A 15,400-nucleotide genomic window follows, 5' to 3' on the forward strand; every position below is an offset into this window, starting at 1 on the left:
ACCCATAGGAGTAAAATATGTTCGGAAAAGCCGGATTAGGCGGCCTGATGAAACAGGCTCAACAAATGCAGGAAAACATGAAAAAGGCACAAGCCAAGCTGGCTGAAACCGAAGTTGAAGGCGAAGCAGGCAATGGTTTGGTAAAAGTTGTGATGACGTGTTCGCACGTTGTCCGCAAACTTGAAATCAGCCCTGATTTGATTCAAGAAGCCGCTGACGACAAAGAAATATTGGAAGATTTGGTATTGGCCGCTATCAATGCCGCTTCTGAAAAAGCCGAAGAAACCACCAACAAAACCATGGGTGCATTCACCCAAGGCCTGCCTGCAGGTATGGGCGATTTCTTCCGTTGATTTAAAAATAAATAAAAGGCCGTCTGAAGCCAGATTTGGGTTTCAGACGGCCTTTTTTATTATGAGGATTCAGGGCTTTCTTTGGGGAAGAACAATCGTTCTTTATTGATGTAAAAAAGCCTGAACAGAAGTTCAGGCTTTTAAAATTTGGCTCCCCGACCTGGGCTCGAACCAGGGACCTGCGGATTAACAGTCCGTCGCTCTACCGACTGAGCTATCGGGGAATGGGGCGTATTATAATGGCTGGAAAAAATGTGTCAATCCATATTTTCAAGAAAATGGTGCAAAATATTTCAAATGTTTGAATGTTAAAAATATTTTGTAATCAAGTTTCACAGGCTTCCAGCCGTTTCAGACGGCTTTTAGTATTTGGCGTTAACCAATTTGCCGTTTTGGAATACTTGTTGCTGCATCACGGTGCCGTTGTAGGCGTAAGTGGTCAGCGAGCCGTTGCTTGGCGTGGCGCGGAACTGCATCAGCTGGTTGCGGCTGAGGACGTAGGGGTCCGTGCGTTTTTGGCTGTTGTCGCTGTAAAAGTCTTGGACGACATATTCGTTGTTGCGTTTGCTGATCAGTTGGCGATGGAAGCCTCCTTTGACTGCGCTGTTGCTGGGTGTGCCGTGTGCATCAAAATAGGTCACGATTTGTTCTTCTGAGATACGGATGCCGTCTGAATCTGTGCCTTTGGTGGTTTTGGTTTTGTCCAAGCCGACAGGGATGTTGATGGATGTGCCCAGGCCGACATGGCGGCCAATGCCGGTACCGACACCTAAGCCGACGGAAACACCTGGCGTGCCGACTGTACATGCGCTGAGTGAAGCGGCCAAAAGGACGGGTAAGAGAACTTTTTTCATAATGTGTATCCTTGTAATAAGAAATGTTTGTAATGTTGGAAGTATAGTATTTTTGCGGGGTGGCTGGTGTTAGTATTGGTAAAAGGGCGCAAGGCCGTCTGAAAAACAAGATAGAAACGGATATATCATTCTGGTGTAGAATGTGCCGGAATAATGATTTAATAAGAATGTGAATGAATAATGAAAACTTTAAAATTTACGAAGATGCACGGCTTGGGCAATGATTTTATGGTGGTCAATGCCATCGAGCAGGACTTTGATCCGTTGGCTGCGCCGCTTGCCCAATGGGCAGACCGCTATCGCGGCGTGGGATTTGATCAGTTTTTGGTGGTGGAGAAGCCTTCTTCTGATGCGGTCGATTTTCGGTATCGTATTTTCAATGCGGATGGTCGGGAAGTAGAGCAGTGCGGCAATGGTGCGCGTTGTTTTGCGCGTTTTGTCGCGGATAAGGGTTTGACGGATAAAACGGAAATTTTGGTCGAAACGGCCAAAGGAATTATTGTGCCGAAGCTGTTGGATAACGGTTTGGTTACCGTCAATATGGGTAAACCGCGTTTCATGCCGTCTGAAATTCCGTTTGTGCCTGCGCATGGTGAAACGGAAGATGCGCTGACACATATTGTCTTGGTCGGTTTGGAATCTGTGCCGGTAAGCTGTGTGAATATGGGTAATCCTCATGCGGTAATTTTGGTTGATGATGTTGAGGCTGCACCGGTGGAGCATTGGGGCAGTGCCATTGAATCGCACGAGCAGTTTCCTGAACGGGTCAATGTCGGCTTTATGCAGATTGAAGATGAGTTGTCCGTCCGGTTGCGTGTGTTTGAGCGCGGGGTGGGGGAAACTCAGGCTTGCGGTACTGGAGCGTGTGCGGCCGTGGTGGCCGGCGTGCGCAATGGCCTGCTGAAAGCGGGTGCGCCTGTGCGTGTTACTCTGCCTGGGGGCGAACTGTTTATCAGTTGGGAAGAAGGGGGTGATGTGCAAATGACCGGCCCTGCTGAAACCGTTTTCGAAGGCGAGTTGCAGTATTCATGATGGTTTCTTTGGATTTTTGGTTTGCCATTGCGTATGCTGCGGTATCGTTGGCGTTTATTTTTCGTGCGCAGCGGTTTCAATGGTTTTGGGCTGCGGTGCTGTTGTGGCTGGGGATTTCGGCACTGGGCGCGCGCCTGTTGCCCGGAATGTGGGGCTTTACGCATACAGGCCCTTTGTTCATCCCTCATTTTTACCTGACCGTCGCCAGTGTTTTTTTCTTTATTGACGATTGCAGTAAAACGGAAGACAGAAAGTTTTGGTCGGCAGGTGAATATGCCGGTTTGACCTTATTTGCCGTTTCCAATGTCGTCATGACTTTGGCTTTTGTTTTCCTGGCTGTCGCGGTTTATTTCATCTTGCCGCTGGCAGGCTCGGTTTTTGCATGGGCGGCCTTGCTGAAAATTTATGCTTTGAAACCCATTTATTGGTTTGCATTGCAGGGCGTCCTGATGCTGGTGTTTTATCTGCACAGAGTGGTTGTTTGCAAGCAGTCTGCCTCTCTTTTCAGTATGCGGCAGATGTGGGCAGGCTGGACGGTTGCCGTCGTGATGCAGGCTGTGGTTGCCGTTGCATTGATTTTTGAGCGCAGTGGATATTGACCGCGCTTGAACCAAAAGTTATAAAGAAAGAAATTTTCGATATTGGTTTTTCAGACGGCCTGAGTTTAATATGCAGGCTGTATTACATCTAAATCAGGAGCAGGAAATGAAAATTGCAAATAATATTACCGAGCTGATCGGCAACACACCTCTGGTGAAACTGAACCGCCTGACCGAAGGTTTAAAAGCGCAAATTGCCGTTAAACTTGAATTCTTTAATCCGGGCAGCAGCGTGAAAGACCGTATTGCCGAATCTATGATTGAAGCGGCCGAGCAAGCCGGTAAAATCAATAAAGATACCGTTATCGTTGAGGCGACCAGCGGCAATACCGGTATCGGTTTGGCCATGGTGTGCGCGGCCCGGGGTTATAAATTGGCTATCACCATGCCTGAAAGCATGAGTAAAGAACGCAAAATGCTGCTGCGTGCGTTTGGTGCAGAATTGATTCTGACCCCTGCTGCCGAAGGCATGGCAGGCGCTATCGCCAAAGCCCAATCTTTAGTGGACGAACATCCAGATACTTACTTTATGCCGCGCCAATTTGATAACGAGGCCAATCCTGAAGTTCACCGCAAAACCACTGCCGAAGAAATTTGGCGCGATACAGACGGTAAAGTGGATATTTTCGTGGCCGGTGTGGGTACGGGCGGTACGATTACCGGCGTGGGCGAAGTGTTGAAAAAATACAAACCCGAAGTTCAAATCGTGGCTGTCGAGCCTGAAGCTTCCCCAGTATTGAGTGGCGGCGAAAAAGGCCCTCATCCGATTCAAGGTTTGGGCGCAGGCTTTATCCCCAGCGTTTTGAATACGACTGTTTACGACAGCATTGTCAAAGTGCCTAACGACGCAGCATTTGAAACCGCGCGCGCTATGGCTGAGAAAGAGGGTATTTTGGTAGGTATTTCTTCCGGTGCTGCGGTATGGAGCGCATTGCAACTGGCTAAAAAACCTGAAAACGAAGGCAAGCTGATCGTTGTCTTGTTGCCATCATATGGCGAACGCTATCTTTCTACGCCGCTTTTTGCCGATTTGGCATAAATATAGGATTGTGGTTAAAAGGCCGTTTTCAGACGGCCTTTTTTGCGTATGGGCTTGAGATATCGTATGAAATCTGTTGTAATTCAGTTAATGAGCTTTGAATACCGTTATTCAAAAGTTGGTTTCTTCAACGAATCATGCTTATAATGCGCATTATGAAAAAATACATTCTTCCTATCCTTGCTGTGGTGGCACTTGCCGGTTGTGAATCGATTTATGTTCCGACTTTGAAAGAAGTGCCAGTTCGACCAACCAACGTCAAAAAACCTAAGGCTGATTCACAAGTTTCAGCTACCGGTTATCATTTGGCTCCTTCGCATTGGGCAGATGTTTCCAAGATTCATGATGAAGCACGTCGCTTGAGTACCCAAGTGAGCCAAGGTAGTCTGACCAAAGTTCAGGCTGCCCAATATTTGAACCGCTTCCGAATCCAACAAGTGGGACGCAACTCTGTCGATGACAGTATGTACGAAGTTTATCTGCGTTCTGCCGTTGACAGCCAACGTGGTGAAATTACTACCGAGCAATCCAAACAGTACATCCAAGGTGCTTTGCGCGGTTGGCAACAACGCTGGAAAAACATGGATACTAAGCCAAGCAATCCTGCGTTTACCAACTTCTTGATGGAAGTTATGGGTATGCAGCCTTTGAAATAAAAAAGTCATAAACCGAGAAGGCCGTCTGAATATTCAGACGGCCTTCTTTTTGCATTTTATATCGGTATTACAGACTTAATCTGATTTTATTTTTAGCTTATTATTTAGAGTGGAAGCTGAAGTAGAAACATAGAAGAGGAATGAGGGTTTCACTTGAAGAAGAGATGAATATTATTCGCTGATAGAGCATTTTGTTAAACTAGAAATGTAAATCAGTGCAAGATAGCGGAGTAGAACGAAATGCGAATACTCCTTCCATTAATATAAAAGGAGAAATGAAAAATGAAAAAGACCTACTTTGTTTATCGAGATAGTGGAGCGATAGAAAGGCAAAGTGATGGAGTTGAGTTCTGTAAAATACCTGAGTTCTATGATGATCAGATCTATTTTTATTGCGATGAATATATGCTCTTTTGGACGTCCATTGATGATGTGGGGGAGATAGATAAGGCTCGGGATTTTAAATTAAAGGGTCAAATAGTGCCAGCAACCCTAGAGGAAATCAGTAAGGAAGGTTTGATCAGTTCCATTCATTCTGTTAAGCAATATGCGATTGAGAACGGGAAAGTTGTAGGGATAACCTATATCCATTTAGATTCCTAGGAAAATGCAATGAGGAACTCTCCACATCCTGTTAGAAATAGAGGTAATGAAATGAAAGAGGCCAAAGAACTCTTCCTAAAAAATGGTTTTTTGCGACTAAAGCGAACCAATAACTATTATAAAGTCGATCATGATTTTTACACAGTCATCTATTTTCAACGAAAATCAGATGGTAGTGCCTATTTCGTGAATGTTGGCCTTCATCCCCTCTTTCTGGAATCGGGACTGTTAGAAGAAGTGGATTGTGCTTTAAGGACGCGATTAGGATCTATCGATCATAGAAATGGCATGGATCAAGCTGAATTGGAAAAGGCTGTCCAAGACGCCATTGATTTTACTGCTCAGTATTCATCGTATCCTACCGTATTTTCGAGCATAGATCCCGAGAAGGATCTTGATAAGGATTGGTTGTTAAAACAATTCTCTATCACCAAAGTGAACTTATGCAGATTGTATGTTGAGTATTATGATTCAATCGATTCTAAAAAGCAGGCTTTAGATTTTGCAAACTATGGTTTATCTATCACACCTAAGATTGCCTCTGTTCCCAAAAACTTCTTTAAAACCTACATTCGTTCGGGAGATGTTTTAAAAAATTGTTAGGAATAAATTGAGATTAAGGGGGTATGATGGTCAAATGGATGCTTTTTCACTAAAGTAGGTAATAGCTAGGAATGCTAGTCTAGACCTGTTCAATAAAGGATGTGTCGCAAGAATTGGGGGAAAAGTTGAAAAGTAGAGACTATTTTCATAGACAATATTCAGTATTGTGGAATCTAATGATGTCCATAGAAAGTAATGTTGTATCAAGTGAAGAGGTTGAGTTTCTGTATCATTTTGATATGAGCAAAGAGGAAGATGTCGTTACAGTATTTGATGCATTTGTGAAAGAGTATTTTTTGAGATTAGAAGAAGAAAAACAAAACCAAGTGTTAGAGGTCATTGAGGATGTCTTACAGGCTGGAGATAAAGTGGTTGAGTATTTCTTTGAATATGAATTTGGTTTTGCTTCAAAAGAGCCAAGAAATAAAGTTGCTTTTCTAGAATTAGTAAAGGATATTTTAGTCTCATATTTAACCTTCTCTGACTAGTCGTCATCTTTCCCTTAAACTTAAATTAGAGAAATATTGGAATCAAAGGGTTCAAGTGAGTCCTTATTAAAAGGAGGTCGGAATCAAAGTATTTTATTTTTGATGAGTGTATAGAAGCATAAGGTAGTAATCCTAGCAAGTTGAACTCTATCTAAATCAAGAACCAAACAGCTTGTCTGCCGCTTGACGGGCTTTTTCTTTGATGTCTTCGGTCAGATAGTTTTTCATCTGAGAATAAACCAACGCAATGACGGCAATGTCATCACTGAAGCCGAAGGGAATCAGAAGGTCGGGAATGCTGTCGATAGGGCTGAGGAAGTAAACCAGTGCGCCGACAATAATCATTTTGGCGCGTTTGGGTGTATGTTCGGATTCCCAGAGATAATAAAGCGCATAAAGCTGGCGGACGACAGGTTTGCCCAAGCGTCCGGCAAAGCGTCCGAGTTTTTTCATGAAGCCGGATGTGTCTAAGTTTCGACGGCGGAAGGAGGGGATGTAGTCTTCCGGATCGGGTGTGTTTTGATGAGGGGAGTGTGCCATGATTGAGCTTCCTTTTTAAGGTATGGAAACATGGTTGGTGTTGCGTTGTATTTTAGTCTATTTGGGGGCGGATGAAATGCTTATGAATGTATAACTATGTAATAGTGATACCAATGCTGCAATAGTAATAAGTTAAGAAAGGTGTATGCCTTTGTAAAAATGGCATTTAAGAATGAGAATTTATCTTGCAGTTGATATGATTCTCAAGTCATGATGATGTTATCGTCAGTGTTACGGCGGGCAGGGTGGCTTAATTGCAGGAAAGTCACAAAAAGACCAATCATACAAAAAAAAATTTAGAAATGATTATTTGATTTTATTGGTATTTTGGTAAAAACCATTGGAGTACTCATAAATTACACTGTTCAAAATGAGATAAAACAGGTAAATTATGGTTTATGTAGCTTATTGTAGTCTTGAGCTATAGGTTTTGAGCTGATAATAAATCATAGAGGAACTGACCATGTCCGCCAAATCACGCCCGGTATTTTTGGAAATTCCCAATATCCGATTGCCCATACCGGGGATTGTATCTATTCTTCACCGTATCAGCGGCGTCGGCTTGTTTTTGATGCTGCCTGTTCTTTTATACCTCTTCTCAGGAACATTGGATCGCGAATCGTCGTTTGAAGCATATCGTTCCGTTATTTCTAATCCGTTTGTGAAGTTGATCCTCATCGGTCTGCTGTGGGCGTATCTGCACCATTTCTTTGCCGGCATCCGCTTTCTGTTTTTGGATGGGCATAAAGGCTTGGAGCTGAATACCGCACGCAATACCGCTAAAGCCGTATTTGCTTCTGCATTGGTTTTGACTGTCGTTTTGGGAGCTTTATTATGGTAGATCGTAAATTGACAGGTGCGCATTACGGTTTGCGCGATTGGGCAATGCAGCGTGCAACTGCGGTTATCATGTTGGTGTACACCGTAGTTCTTTTGGTTGTTTTGTTCACGTTGCCTAAAGAATATTCGGCATGGCAGGCATTTTTTGATCAAACTTGGGTGAAAGTGTTTACCCAAGTGAGCTTCTTGGCCGTATTTTTGCATGCGTGGGTAGGTATCCGTGATTTGTGGATGGACTACATTAAGCCTTTCGGCGTGCGTTTGTTTTTACAAGTTGCCACCATCGTTTGGTTGGTAGGCTGCTTGGTGTATTCAGTTAAAGTAATTTGGGGGTAAATATGAGTTTTCCTGTTCGTAAGTTTGATGCCGTGATTGTTGGCGGTGGTGGTGCAGGTTTACGCGCAGCCCTCCAATTGTCTAAATCTGGTTTGAATTGTGCTGTTTTGTCTAAAGTGTTCCCGACCCGTTCTCATACCGTGGCGGCTCAGGGCGGTATTTCTGCTTCATTGGGTAATGTGCAGGAAGACCGTTGGGATTGGCACATGTACGATACCGTAAAAGGTTCCGACTGGCTGGGTGACCAAGATGCGATTGAGTTTATGTGTCGCGCCGCGCCTGAGGCAGTGATTGAATTGGAACACATGGGTATGCCTTTTGACCGCGTGGAAAGCGGCAAAATTTACCAACGTCCTTTCGGCGGCCATACTGCCGAACACGGTAAACGCGCGGTAGAACGTGCTTGCGCGGTTGCCGACCGTACCGGTCATGCGATGCTGCATACCCTGTACCAACAAAACGTCCGTGCCAATACACAATTCTTTGTGGAATGGACGGCGCAAGATTTGATTCGTGATGAAAACGGCGACGTCGTCGGTGTAACCGCCATGGAAATGGAAACCGGCGAAGTTTATATTTTCCATGCTAAAGCCGTGATGTTTGCTACTGGCGGCGGCGGCCGTATTTATGCGTCTTCTACCAATGCCTATATGAATACTGGTGATGGTTTGGGTATTTGTGCCCGTGCAGGTATTCCGTTGGAAGACATGGAATTCTGGCAATTCCACCCGACTGGTGTGGCCGGTGCGGGCGTGTTGATTACTGAGGGTGTGCGCGGTGAAGGCGGTATTTTGTTGAACGCCAACGGCGAACGCTTTATGGAACGTTATGCCCCAACCGTAAAAGACTTGGCTTCCCGTGACGTGGTTTCTCGCGCAATGGCAATGGAAATCTACGAAGGTCGCGGTTGCGGTAAAAACAAAGACCATGTATTGCTGAAAATCGACCATATCGGTGCAGAAAAAATTATGGAAAAACTGCCGGGCATCCGCGAGATTTCCATTCAGTTTGCCGGTATCGACCCGATTAAAGACCCGATTCCTGTCGTACCGACTACCCACTACATGATGGGCGGTATTCCGACCAATTATCATGGCGAAGTTGTCGTTCCTCAAGGCGACGAATACGAAGTGCCTGTAAAAGGCCTGTATGCCGCAGGTGAGTGCGCCTGTGCTTCCGTACACGGTGCAAACCGCTTGGGTACCAACTCTCTGTTGGACTTGGTGGTATTTGGTAAAGCTGCCGGCGACAGCATGATTAAATTCATCAAAGAGCAAAGCGGTTGGAAACCTCTGCCTGCTAATGCCGGCGAATTGACCCGTCAACGTATCGAGCGTTTGGACAATCAAACCGGCGGTGAAAACGTTGATGCGCTGCGTCGCGAACTGCAACGCTCCGTCCAACTGCATGCCGGCGTGTTCCGTACCGATGAGATTCTGAGCAAAGGCGTTCGAGAAATCATGGCGATTGCCGAGCGTGTGAAACGTACTGAAATCAAAGATAAGAGCAAAGTGTGGAATACCGCGCGTATCGAAGCCTTGGAATTGGATAATCTGATTGAAGTAGCGAAAGCGACTTTGGTGTCCGCCGAAGCACGTAAAGAATCGCGCGGCGCGCACGCTTCAGACGACCATCCTGAGCGTGATGACGAAAACTGGATGAAACATACCCTGTATCATTCAGATACCAACACCTTGTCCTACAAACCGGTACATACCAAGCCTTTGAGCGTGGAATACATCAAACCGGCCAAACGCGTTTATTGATGAGTTTTCAGACGGCCTTTATCATGGAGGCCGTCTGAAACCTAACCATACCCACATTGAACTGCCTGAATCCATAATACAAAATCATTGGGCAGTTTATGAGAAAAGGAACACTTCTCATGGAAAAAATGAGTTTTGAAATTTACCGTTACAACCCGGACGTTGATGCCAAGCCTTATATGCAACGTTACGAGTTGGAATTGGAACCAACCGACGTTAAACTTTTGGACGCTTTGGTGCGCCTGAAAGCACAAGACGATACATTGTCTTTCCGCCGTTCTTGCCGCGAAGGTATTTGCGGTTCTGACGGTATGAACATCAACGGCAAAAACGGCTTGGCATGTTTGACCGATTTGCGCAGCCTGAAACAGCCGGTCAAAATCCGTCCTCTGCCGGGTCTGCCTGTTATCCGCGACCTGATTGTGGACATGACCCAATTCTTCAAACAATATCATTCTATCAAACCTTATGTTGTCAACGACAATCCGATTGATGCGGACAAAGAGCGTTTGCAAACTCAGGAAGAGCGTAAAGAGTTGGACGGTTTGTACGAATGTATTTTGTGTGCCTGCTGCTCGACTGCATGCCCGTCATTCTGGTGGAATCCTGATAAATTCGTCGGTCCGTCCGGTTTGCTGAATGCTTACCGCTTCATTGCGGACAGCCGCGATACCATTACTAATGAGCGTTTGGATAATTTGAACGACCCATATCGTTTGTTCCGCTGTCACACCATTATGAACTGCGTAGACGTATGTCCTAAACACTTGAATCCGACCCGAGCCATCGGTAAGATTAAAGAGATTATGTTGAAACGAGCCGTTTAAGAAATGATGGTTTTTGACGATATTGCCAAACGGAAAATCCGTTTTCAAACCCGCCGGGGATTATTGGAATTAGATTTAATCTTCGGCAGGTTTATGGAAAAAGAATTCGAGCACCTGAGTGATCAGGAATTGTCCGAATTTTCCGAAATCCTCGAATTTCAAGACCAAGAATTGCTTGCCTTGATTAACGGACATTCGGCGACGGACAAGAAGCACCTGATTCCCATGCTTGAAAAAATCAGACAGGCATGATGTGTTATAGAGCTTGTTTGCGATACCGATCCGAACAAGCTCTTTCCATACGGAGGCCGTCTGAAAAAAGACCGTGCCGCTTAGACGGCAACGAAAGCCCCAACCTACAAAGGAGTTTAAGAATGTCTAAATCAGTCAAGCTCACCACCCCAAATCAAGAGGCTTTGGAGCTGCCAGTATTGGAAGCAAGTATCGGCCATGATGTGGTTGACATCCGTGCGTTGACAAAAAATACAGGTCTGTTTTCATTCGACCCAGGATTCGTGTCCACTGCAAGTTGCGAATCTAAAATCACTTATATTGATGGCGATGAAGGTCTGTTGTATTACCGTGGTTATCCTATCGAGCAGCTGGCCGAAAAATCTGATTACTTGGAAGTTTGCTACCTGTTGATCTACGGCGAGCTGCCTACGCCCGAACAGAAAAAAGAATTTGATGCTACAGTCAGCCACCATACTATGGTGCATGAACAGTTGACTTGGTTCTTCCGTGGTTTCCGCCGTGATGCGCATCCGATGGCGATGATGGTGGGTGTGGTTGGCGCGCTGTCTGCGTTCTATCAAGACAGCTTGGATATTACCAATCCTGAACACCGCAAAATCGCGATTTACCGCTTAATCTCCAAAATTCCGACTATTGCGGCAATGTGTTACCGTTATTCCAACGGTTTGCCGTTCAATTATCCAAAAAATAACCTTTCCTATGCTGAAAACTTCTTGCACATGATGTTTGCCACACCATGTGAAGAATATAAACCTAATCCAGTATTGGCCCGCGCGCTCGACCGCATCTTTATTTTGCATGCCGACCACGAGCAAAACGCCTCTACTTCGACCGTACGTTTGGCCGGCTCTTCTGGTGCGAACCCATTTGCCTGTATCGCTGCCGGTATCGCCTGTCTGTGGGGTGCTTCACACGGCGGTGCAAACGAAGCTGTGTTGAAGATGCTGGACGAAATCGGTGATGTGTCTAATGTTGCTGCATACATGGAAGGTGTGAAACAACGCAAATACCGTCTGATGGGCTTCGGTCACCGCGTATACCGCAATATGGACCCGCGCGCCAGCATCATGCGCGAAACCTGCTATGAAGTCTTGAAAGAGTTGGGCTTGGAGGACAGTCCGAAATTCAAGCTGGCGATGGAATTGGAACAAATTGCACTGAAAGACCCATTCTTTGTCGAACGCAAACTGTATCCAAACGTCGATTTCTACTCCGGCATCGTCTTGTCCGCGTTAGGTATTCCGACCGAAATGTTTACCGTTATCTTTGCGTTGTCCCGCAGTGTAGGCTGGATTTCACATTGGCATGAAATGATTAGCGATCCGACACTGAAAATCGGCCGCCCGCGTCAACTGTATACCGGTGCGGAACGTCGTGATTATGTTCCGGTGGATAAGCGCTAACAGACAATATATTAATATATTGTTAAAAAGTCGTTTGAAAAAATCGAATTGTTGTTTTCAATGAGGTTGACCCATAATTAATTAAGTTGATAACAGGTAATTTGATTTAAAATAGGGTAGAATAAAGTGTCATTTCAGACGGCCTGAATTCCGTTCGGAGAACACGGGATTCTACCCTTTGTTTATATTTTAAAGAAAAGAGCTCACGCCATGATGGACGAAAAACTCAATTTCTCTTATCTGTTTGGTTCTAATGCGCCATACATCGAGGAGTTGTATGAAAAGTTTCTGGAAAACCCGGAATCTGTCGATGAAAAATGGAAACAGTATTTTACAGATTTGAGTAAACAGCCGGGCGCAGTCGCTGTCGATGTTGCCCACACACCGATTCGTGAATCATTTGCCACTTTGGCTAAAAAGAAAATTGCATCTGCTGTTGCAGGCGGTGTGGATGAGGCAATGATGAAAAAGCAAGTCAGCGTTTTGCGACTGATTTCTGCCTATCGTATTCAAGGCGTGGGTGCGGCCCAACTTGATCCGCTCAAACGTATCCCCCCTCAAAACATCGAAGCACTCGACCCTAAATTCCACGGTCTGTCTGATGCCGACATGGCGCTTCAATTCAATATGGGCGAGGGCGATTTTTCCGGTCAAGGCAAATTGCCCCTTTCCCAAATCATCAGTAATCTGAAACAAACCTACTGCGGCCACATCGCATTGGAATATATCTATATTCCCAATACTGAAGAGCGTCGTTGGGTGCGCAATTATTTTGAAAGCGTATTGTCCACACCGCATTACAATGCCGATCAAAAACGCCGTATTTTGAAAGAAATGACTGCCGCCGAAACTTTGGAACGTTATCTGCATACCAAATATGTCGGTCAAAAACGCTTTGGTGTAGAAGGCGGTGAAAGCGCGATTGCCGGTTTGAACTACCTGATTCAAAACGCCGGTAAAGACGGCGTGGAAGAAGTCATCATCGGTATGGCACACCGTGGCCGTCTGAATGTTTTGGTTAACATTTTGGGCAAAAAACCGGCTGATCTGTTCGCTGAGTTTGAAGGCCGTGCCGAAATCAAATTGCCTAGCGGCGACGTGAAATACCACATGGGCTTCAGCTCCGACATCGCTACTCCGCATGGCCCGATGCACGTTTCTTTGGCATTCAACCCGTCACACTTGGAAATTGTTAACCCGGTAGTGGAAGGTTCTGCGCGCGCCAAACAAAAACGTTTGGGCGAAAACGGCCGCGATAAAGTCTTGCCGGTATTGATTCACGGTGACTCCGCATTTATCGGTTTGGGTGTTAACCAAGCGACATTCAACCTGTCTAAAACACGCGGTTATACCACCGGCGGTACTGTTCACATCGTGATCAACAACCAAATCGGCTTTACCACTTCCGATACCCGCGATACCCGTTCAACCGTACACTGTACCGATATCGCAAAAATGGTTTCCGCTCCGGTTATCCATGTGAACGGCGATGATCCTGAACGCGTTTGCTTTGCCATCCAAGCCGCTTTGGATTACCGCAAAAAATTCCATAAAGACATCGTGGTCGACGTTGTCTGCTACCGTAAATGGGGCCACAACGAGGGCGATGATCCGACCTTGACCCAACCGATGATGTACAAAAAAGTATCGCAACACCCAGGTGCGCGTGCTTTGTACACCGAGCAACTGATTGCCGAAGGCGTGGTAACCCAAGCTGAGGCTGATGGTTACATCCAAGCCTACCGTGATGCTTTGGACAAAGGCGAACATGTTGAACAAACAACGCTGAGCAACTTCCAACGCACACAAATCGACTGGAGCAAATACCAAGGCAAAGATTGGCGCGAAAAAATCGAAACCGGTTTGCCTGCCGCCGACATCGAGCGTCTTACCGAGAAATTCACCGCCGTACCGGAAGGCTTTGCCCTGCATCCGACTGCAAAACGTGTGATCGAAGCGCGTAAAGCCATGGCATCCGGCAAACAGCCTATCGACTGGGGCATGGCCGAAACCCTCGCATACGCAAGCCTGCTGACCAAAGGTCATGGCGTGCGTATCTCCGGTGAGGACTCCGGCCGCGGTACATTCTCACACCGTCATGCCGTTCTGCACGATCAAAAACGCGAAAAATGGGACGACGGTACTTATGTTCCTCTGCGCAACATGGGCGAAGGCTTGGGCGAGTTCCTGGTTATCGACTCTATCTTGAACGAAGAAGCCGTGATGGCGTTCGAGTACGGCTTTGCCTGCTCCGCTCCTGACAAGCTTACCATTTGGGAGGCTCAATTCGGTGACTTCGCCAACGGTGCGCAAGTAACTATCGACCAATTCCTGTCTTCAGGCGAAACCAAATGGGGTCGTTTGTGCGGCCTGACCACCATCCTGCCGCACGGCTACGACGGTCAAGGCCCCGAGCACTCTTCTGCACGCGTAGAACGTTGGTTGCAACTGTGTTCTGAGAACAATATGCAAGTCATCATGCCGTCTGAAGCGTCGCAAATGTTCCACCTCTTGCAACGCCAAGTCTTGGGTTCATACCGCAAACCGCTGGTGATTTTCATGTCCAAACGCCTGTTGCGCTTCAAAGGTGCAATGAGCCCGCTGGAAAACTTCACCGAAGGTTCGACTTTCCGTCCGGTTATCGGTGATACTGCCGAACGCGCAAGCAACGACAGCGTGAAACGCGTGGTATTGTGTGCCGGTCAGGTTTACTATGACTTGGAAGCAGGCCGTGCCGAGCGTAAACTGGAAGATGATGTTGCTATTGTCCGCGTTGAGCAGCTGTATCCGTTCCCATACGAAGAGGTTAAAGCTGAACTGGCGAAATATCCGAACGCAAAATCTGTGGTTTGGGCACAAGAAGAGCCGAAAAACCAAGGCGCGTTCTACCAAATCCGCCACCGCATCGAAGGCGTTATCAGCGAAGAGCAAAAACTGTCTTATGCCGGTCGTCCAAGCAGCGCATCGCCTGCAGTGGGCTACTCAAGCAAACACATTGCTCAATTGAAACAATTGGTTGAAGACGCTTTGGCGTTGTAAGCCTAGCGGCATTCCGTTTGAAATTGTTCAGGCGGAATGCCCATATGCAGAATTAAAAACACACAACAGGCCGTCTGAAAGGGCCATTGGAGACACAAAATGATTATTGATGTAAAAGTACCTATGCTGTCTGAAAGCGTATCTGAAGGCACGCTCTTGGAATGGAA

At 46.2% G+C, this 15,400-nt stretch carries 17 protein-coding genes and 1 tRNA gene; 15 read left to right on the plus strand and 3 right to left on the minus strand.

What is annotated here, in order from left to right; genetic code table 11:
- The first annotated feature begins 17 nt into the window (after positions 1–17).
- Complete coding sequence (locus tag ACTHUT_RS03045; RefSeq protein WP_440385555.1) at positions 18–353, plus strand: YbaB/EbfC family nucleoid-associated protein; 336 nt, start codon at positions 18–20, stop codon at positions 351–353.
- A gap of 148 nt (positions 354–501) precedes the next feature.
- Here the strand turns inward: ACTHUT_RS03045 and ACTHUT_RS03050 are convergent.
- Positions 502–577 (minus strand) — tRNA-Asn (locus tag ACTHUT_RS03050).
- Positions 578–715: 138 nt separating this feature from the next.
- Positions 716–1,207 carry a NemA protein gene (locus ACTHUT_RS03055; RefSeq protein WP_101755261.1) on the minus strand — a complete coding sequence of 164 codons (492 nt, stop codon included), beginning with the start codon at positions 1,205–1,207 and terminating at the stop codon, positions 716–718.
- Positions 1,208–1,387: 180 nt separating this feature from the next.
- Between ACTHUT_RS03055 and dapF the strand changes: the two genes are divergently transcribed.
- From dapF to ACTHUT_RS03090, 7 genes are all read left to right on the plus strand, one after another.
- Positions 1,388–2,239 carry a diaminopimelate epimerase gene (dapF, locus tag ACTHUT_RS03060; RefSeq protein WP_049330948.1) on the plus strand — a complete coding sequence of 284 codons (852 nt, stop codon included), beginning with the start codon at positions 1,388–1,390 and terminating at the stop codon, positions 2,237–2,239.
- Positions 2,236–2,838 carry a hypothetical protein gene (locus tag ACTHUT_RS03065; protein ID WP_440385556.1) on the plus strand — a complete coding sequence of 201 codons (603 nt, stop codon included), beginning with the start codon at positions 2,236–2,238 and terminating at the stop codon, positions 2,836–2,838. The genes dapF and ACTHUT_RS03065 overlap by 4 nt, the downstream gene beginning before the upstream one ends.
- Positions 2,839–2,944: 106 nt before the next feature.
- Positions 2,945–3,877 (plus strand): cysteine synthase A, encoded by a 933-nt coding sequence (gene cysK, locus ACTHUT_RS03070; RefSeq protein WP_440385557.1) that lies wholly within the window; start codon positions 2,945–2,947, stop codon positions 3,875–3,877.
- A 155-nt stretch (positions 3,878–4,032) separates the two neighbouring features.
- On the plus strand, positions 4,033–4,533 hold the full coding sequence (locus ACTHUT_RS03075) for a membrane lipoprotein lipid attachment site-containing protein (protein WP_432757692.1): 501 nt from the start codon (positions 4,033–4,035) through the stop codon (positions 4,531–4,533).
- 282 nt (positions 4,534–4,815) lie between these two features.
- The gene (locus ACTHUT_RS03080) at positions 4,816–5,136 is read left to right on the plus strand and encodes a hypothetical protein (RefSeq protein WP_414386996.1); all 321 of its coding nucleotides are present in this window, start codon (positions 4,816–4,818) and stop codon (positions 5,134–5,136) included.
- A 9-nt stretch (positions 5,137–5,145) separates the two neighbouring features.
- Positions 5,146–5,739, plus strand: coding sequence for a DUF4304 domain-containing protein (locus ACTHUT_RS03085; protein ID WP_440385558.1), 594 nt, complete (start codon positions 5,146–5,148; stop codon positions 5,737–5,739).
- A 101-nt stretch (positions 5,740–5,840) separates the two neighbouring features.
- Positions 5,841–6,227, plus strand: a complete 387-nt coding sequence (locus ACTHUT_RS03090) for a hypothetical protein (protein WP_440418672.1) — start codon at positions 5,841–5,843, stop codon at positions 6,225–6,227.
- 156 nt (positions 6,228–6,383) lie between these two features.
- Here the strand turns inward: ACTHUT_RS03090 and ACTHUT_RS03095 are convergent, their stop codons facing one another.
- Positions 6,384–6,767 carry a YkvA family protein gene (locus tag ACTHUT_RS03095; RefSeq protein ID WP_049349066.1) on the minus strand — a complete coding sequence of 128 codons (384 nt, stop codon included), beginning with the start codon at positions 6,765–6,767 and terminating at the stop codon, positions 6,384–6,386.
- Between the two features lie 463 nt (positions 6,768–7,230).
- Here ACTHUT_RS03095 and sdhC point away from each other — a divergent pair, with 463 nt between their 5' ends.
- The 7 genes from sdhC to ACTHUT_RS03130 all read left to right on the plus strand — a co-directional run bounded on the left by sdhC (position 7,231) and on the right by ACTHUT_RS03130 (position 15,233).
- On the plus strand, positions 7,231–7,608 hold the full coding sequence (gene sdhC / locus ACTHUT_RS03100) for a succinate dehydrogenase, cytochrome b556 subunit (protein ID WP_440385560.1): 378 nt from the start codon (positions 7,231–7,233) through the stop codon (positions 7,606–7,608).
- Positions 7,602–7,943: a succinate dehydrogenase, hydrophobic membrane anchor protein gene (sdhD, locus tag ACTHUT_RS03105; protein ID WP_003745591.1), complete on the plus strand. Its 342-nt coding sequence runs from the start codon at positions 7,602–7,604 to the stop codon at positions 7,941–7,943. The genes sdhC and sdhD overlap by 7 nt, the downstream gene beginning before the upstream one ends.
- Positions 7,944–7,945: 2 nt before the next feature.
- The gene (sdhA, locus tag ACTHUT_RS03110; protein WP_003745594.1) at positions 7,946–9,709 is read left to right on the plus strand and encodes a succinate dehydrogenase flavoprotein subunit; all 1,764 of its coding nucleotides are present in this window, start codon (positions 7,946–7,948) and stop codon (positions 9,707–9,709) included.
- Positions 9,710–9,828: 119 nt separating this feature from the next.
- Positions 9,829–10,536: a succinate dehydrogenase iron-sulfur subunit gene (locus ACTHUT_RS03115; RefSeq protein ID WP_003678833.1), complete on the plus strand. Its 708-nt coding sequence runs from the start codon at positions 9,829–9,831 to the stop codon at positions 10,534–10,536.
- A gap of 3 nt (positions 10,537–10,539) precedes the next feature.
- On the plus strand, positions 10,540–10,788 hold the full coding sequence (locus tag ACTHUT_RS03120; protein ID WP_003678830.1) for an FAD assembly factor SdhE: 249 nt from the start codon (positions 10,540–10,542) through the stop codon (positions 10,786–10,788).
- A gap of 122 nt (positions 10,789–10,910) precedes the next feature.
- Positions 10,911–12,194 carry a citrate synthase gene (gene gltA / locus ACTHUT_RS03125; RefSeq protein WP_440385561.1) on the plus strand — a complete coding sequence of 428 codons (1,284 nt, stop codon included), beginning with the start codon at positions 10,911–10,913 and terminating at the stop codon, positions 12,192–12,194.
- A gap of 210 nt (positions 12,195–12,404) precedes the next feature.
- A complete protein-coding gene (locus tag ACTHUT_RS03130; protein ID WP_440385562.1) occupies positions 12,405–15,233 on the plus strand; it encodes a 2-oxoglutarate dehydrogenase E1 component in 2,829 nt (942 codons plus the stop codon).
- The last annotated feature ends 167 nt before the right edge of the window (positions 15,234–15,400 follow it).

The sequence above is a fragment of the Neisseria sp. P0022.S010 genome (assembly GCF_051956635.1).

What these genes read in the sequence shown, in the direction of transcription:
- ACTHUT_RS03130 (WP_440385562.1), top strand. Translation starts at nt 12,405, where the DNA reads ATGATGGACGAAAAACTCAATTTCTCTTATCTGTTTGGTTCTAATGCG.
- ACTHUT_RS03045 (WP_440385555.1), top strand. Translation starts at nt 18, where the DNA reads ATGTTCGGAAAAGCCGGATTAGGCGGCCTGATGAAACAGGCTCAACAA.
- ACTHUT_RS03115 (WP_003678833.1), top strand. Translation starts at nt 9,829, where the DNA reads ATGGAAAAAATGAGTTTTGAAATTTACCGTTACAACCCGGACGTTGAT.
- ACTHUT_RS03095 (WP_049349066.1), bottom strand. Translation starts at nt 6,767, where the DNA reads ATGGCACACTCCCCTCATCAAAACACACCCGATCCGGAAGACTACATC.
- ACTHUT_RS03120 (WP_003678830.1), top strand. Translation starts at nt 10,540, where the DNA reads ATGATGGTTTTTGACGATATTGCCAAACGGAAAATCCGTTTTCAAACC.
- sdhA (WP_003745594.1), top strand. Translation starts at nt 7,946, where the DNA reads ATGAGTTTTCCTGTTCGTAAGTTTGATGCCGTGATTGTTGGCGGTGGT.
- ACTHUT_RS03055 (WP_101755261.1), bottom strand. Translation starts at nt 1,207, where the DNA reads ATGAAAAAAGTTCTCTTACCCGTCCTTTTGGCCGCTTCACTCAGCGCA.
- cysK (WP_440385557.1), top strand. Translation starts at nt 2,945, where the DNA reads ATGAAAATTGCAAATAATATTACCGAGCTGATCGGCAACACACCTCTG.
- ACTHUT_RS03075 (WP_432757692.1), top strand. Translation starts at nt 4,033, where the DNA reads ATGAAAAAATACATTCTTCCTATCCTTGCTGTGGTGGCACTTGCCGGT.
- sdhC (WP_440385560.1), top strand. Translation starts at nt 7,231, where the DNA reads ATGTCCGCCAAATCACGCCCGGTATTTTTGGAAATTCCCAATATCCGA.
- ACTHUT_RS03065 (WP_440385556.1), top strand. Translation starts at nt 2,236, where the DNA reads ATGATGGTTTCTTTGGATTTTTGGTTTGCCATTGCGTATGCTGCGGTA.
- sdhD (WP_003745591.1), top strand. Translation starts at nt 7,602, where the DNA reads ATGGTAGATCGTAAATTGACAGGTGCGCATTACGGTTTGCGCGATTGG.
- ACTHUT_RS03080 (WP_414386996.1), top strand. Translation starts at nt 4,816, where the DNA reads ATGAAAAAGACCTACTTTGTTTATCGAGATAGTGGAGCGATAGAAAGG.
- dapF (WP_049330948.1), top strand. Translation starts at nt 1,388, where the DNA reads ATGAAAACTTTAAAATTTACGAAGATGCACGGCTTGGGCAATGATTTT.
- ACTHUT_RS03085 (WP_440385558.1), top strand. Translation starts at nt 5,146, where the DNA reads ATGAGGAACTCTCCACATCCTGTTAGAAATAGAGGTAATGAAATGAAA.
- gltA (WP_440385561.1), top strand. Translation starts at nt 10,911, where the DNA reads ATGTCTAAATCAGTCAAGCTCACCACCCCAAATCAAGAGGCTTTGGAG.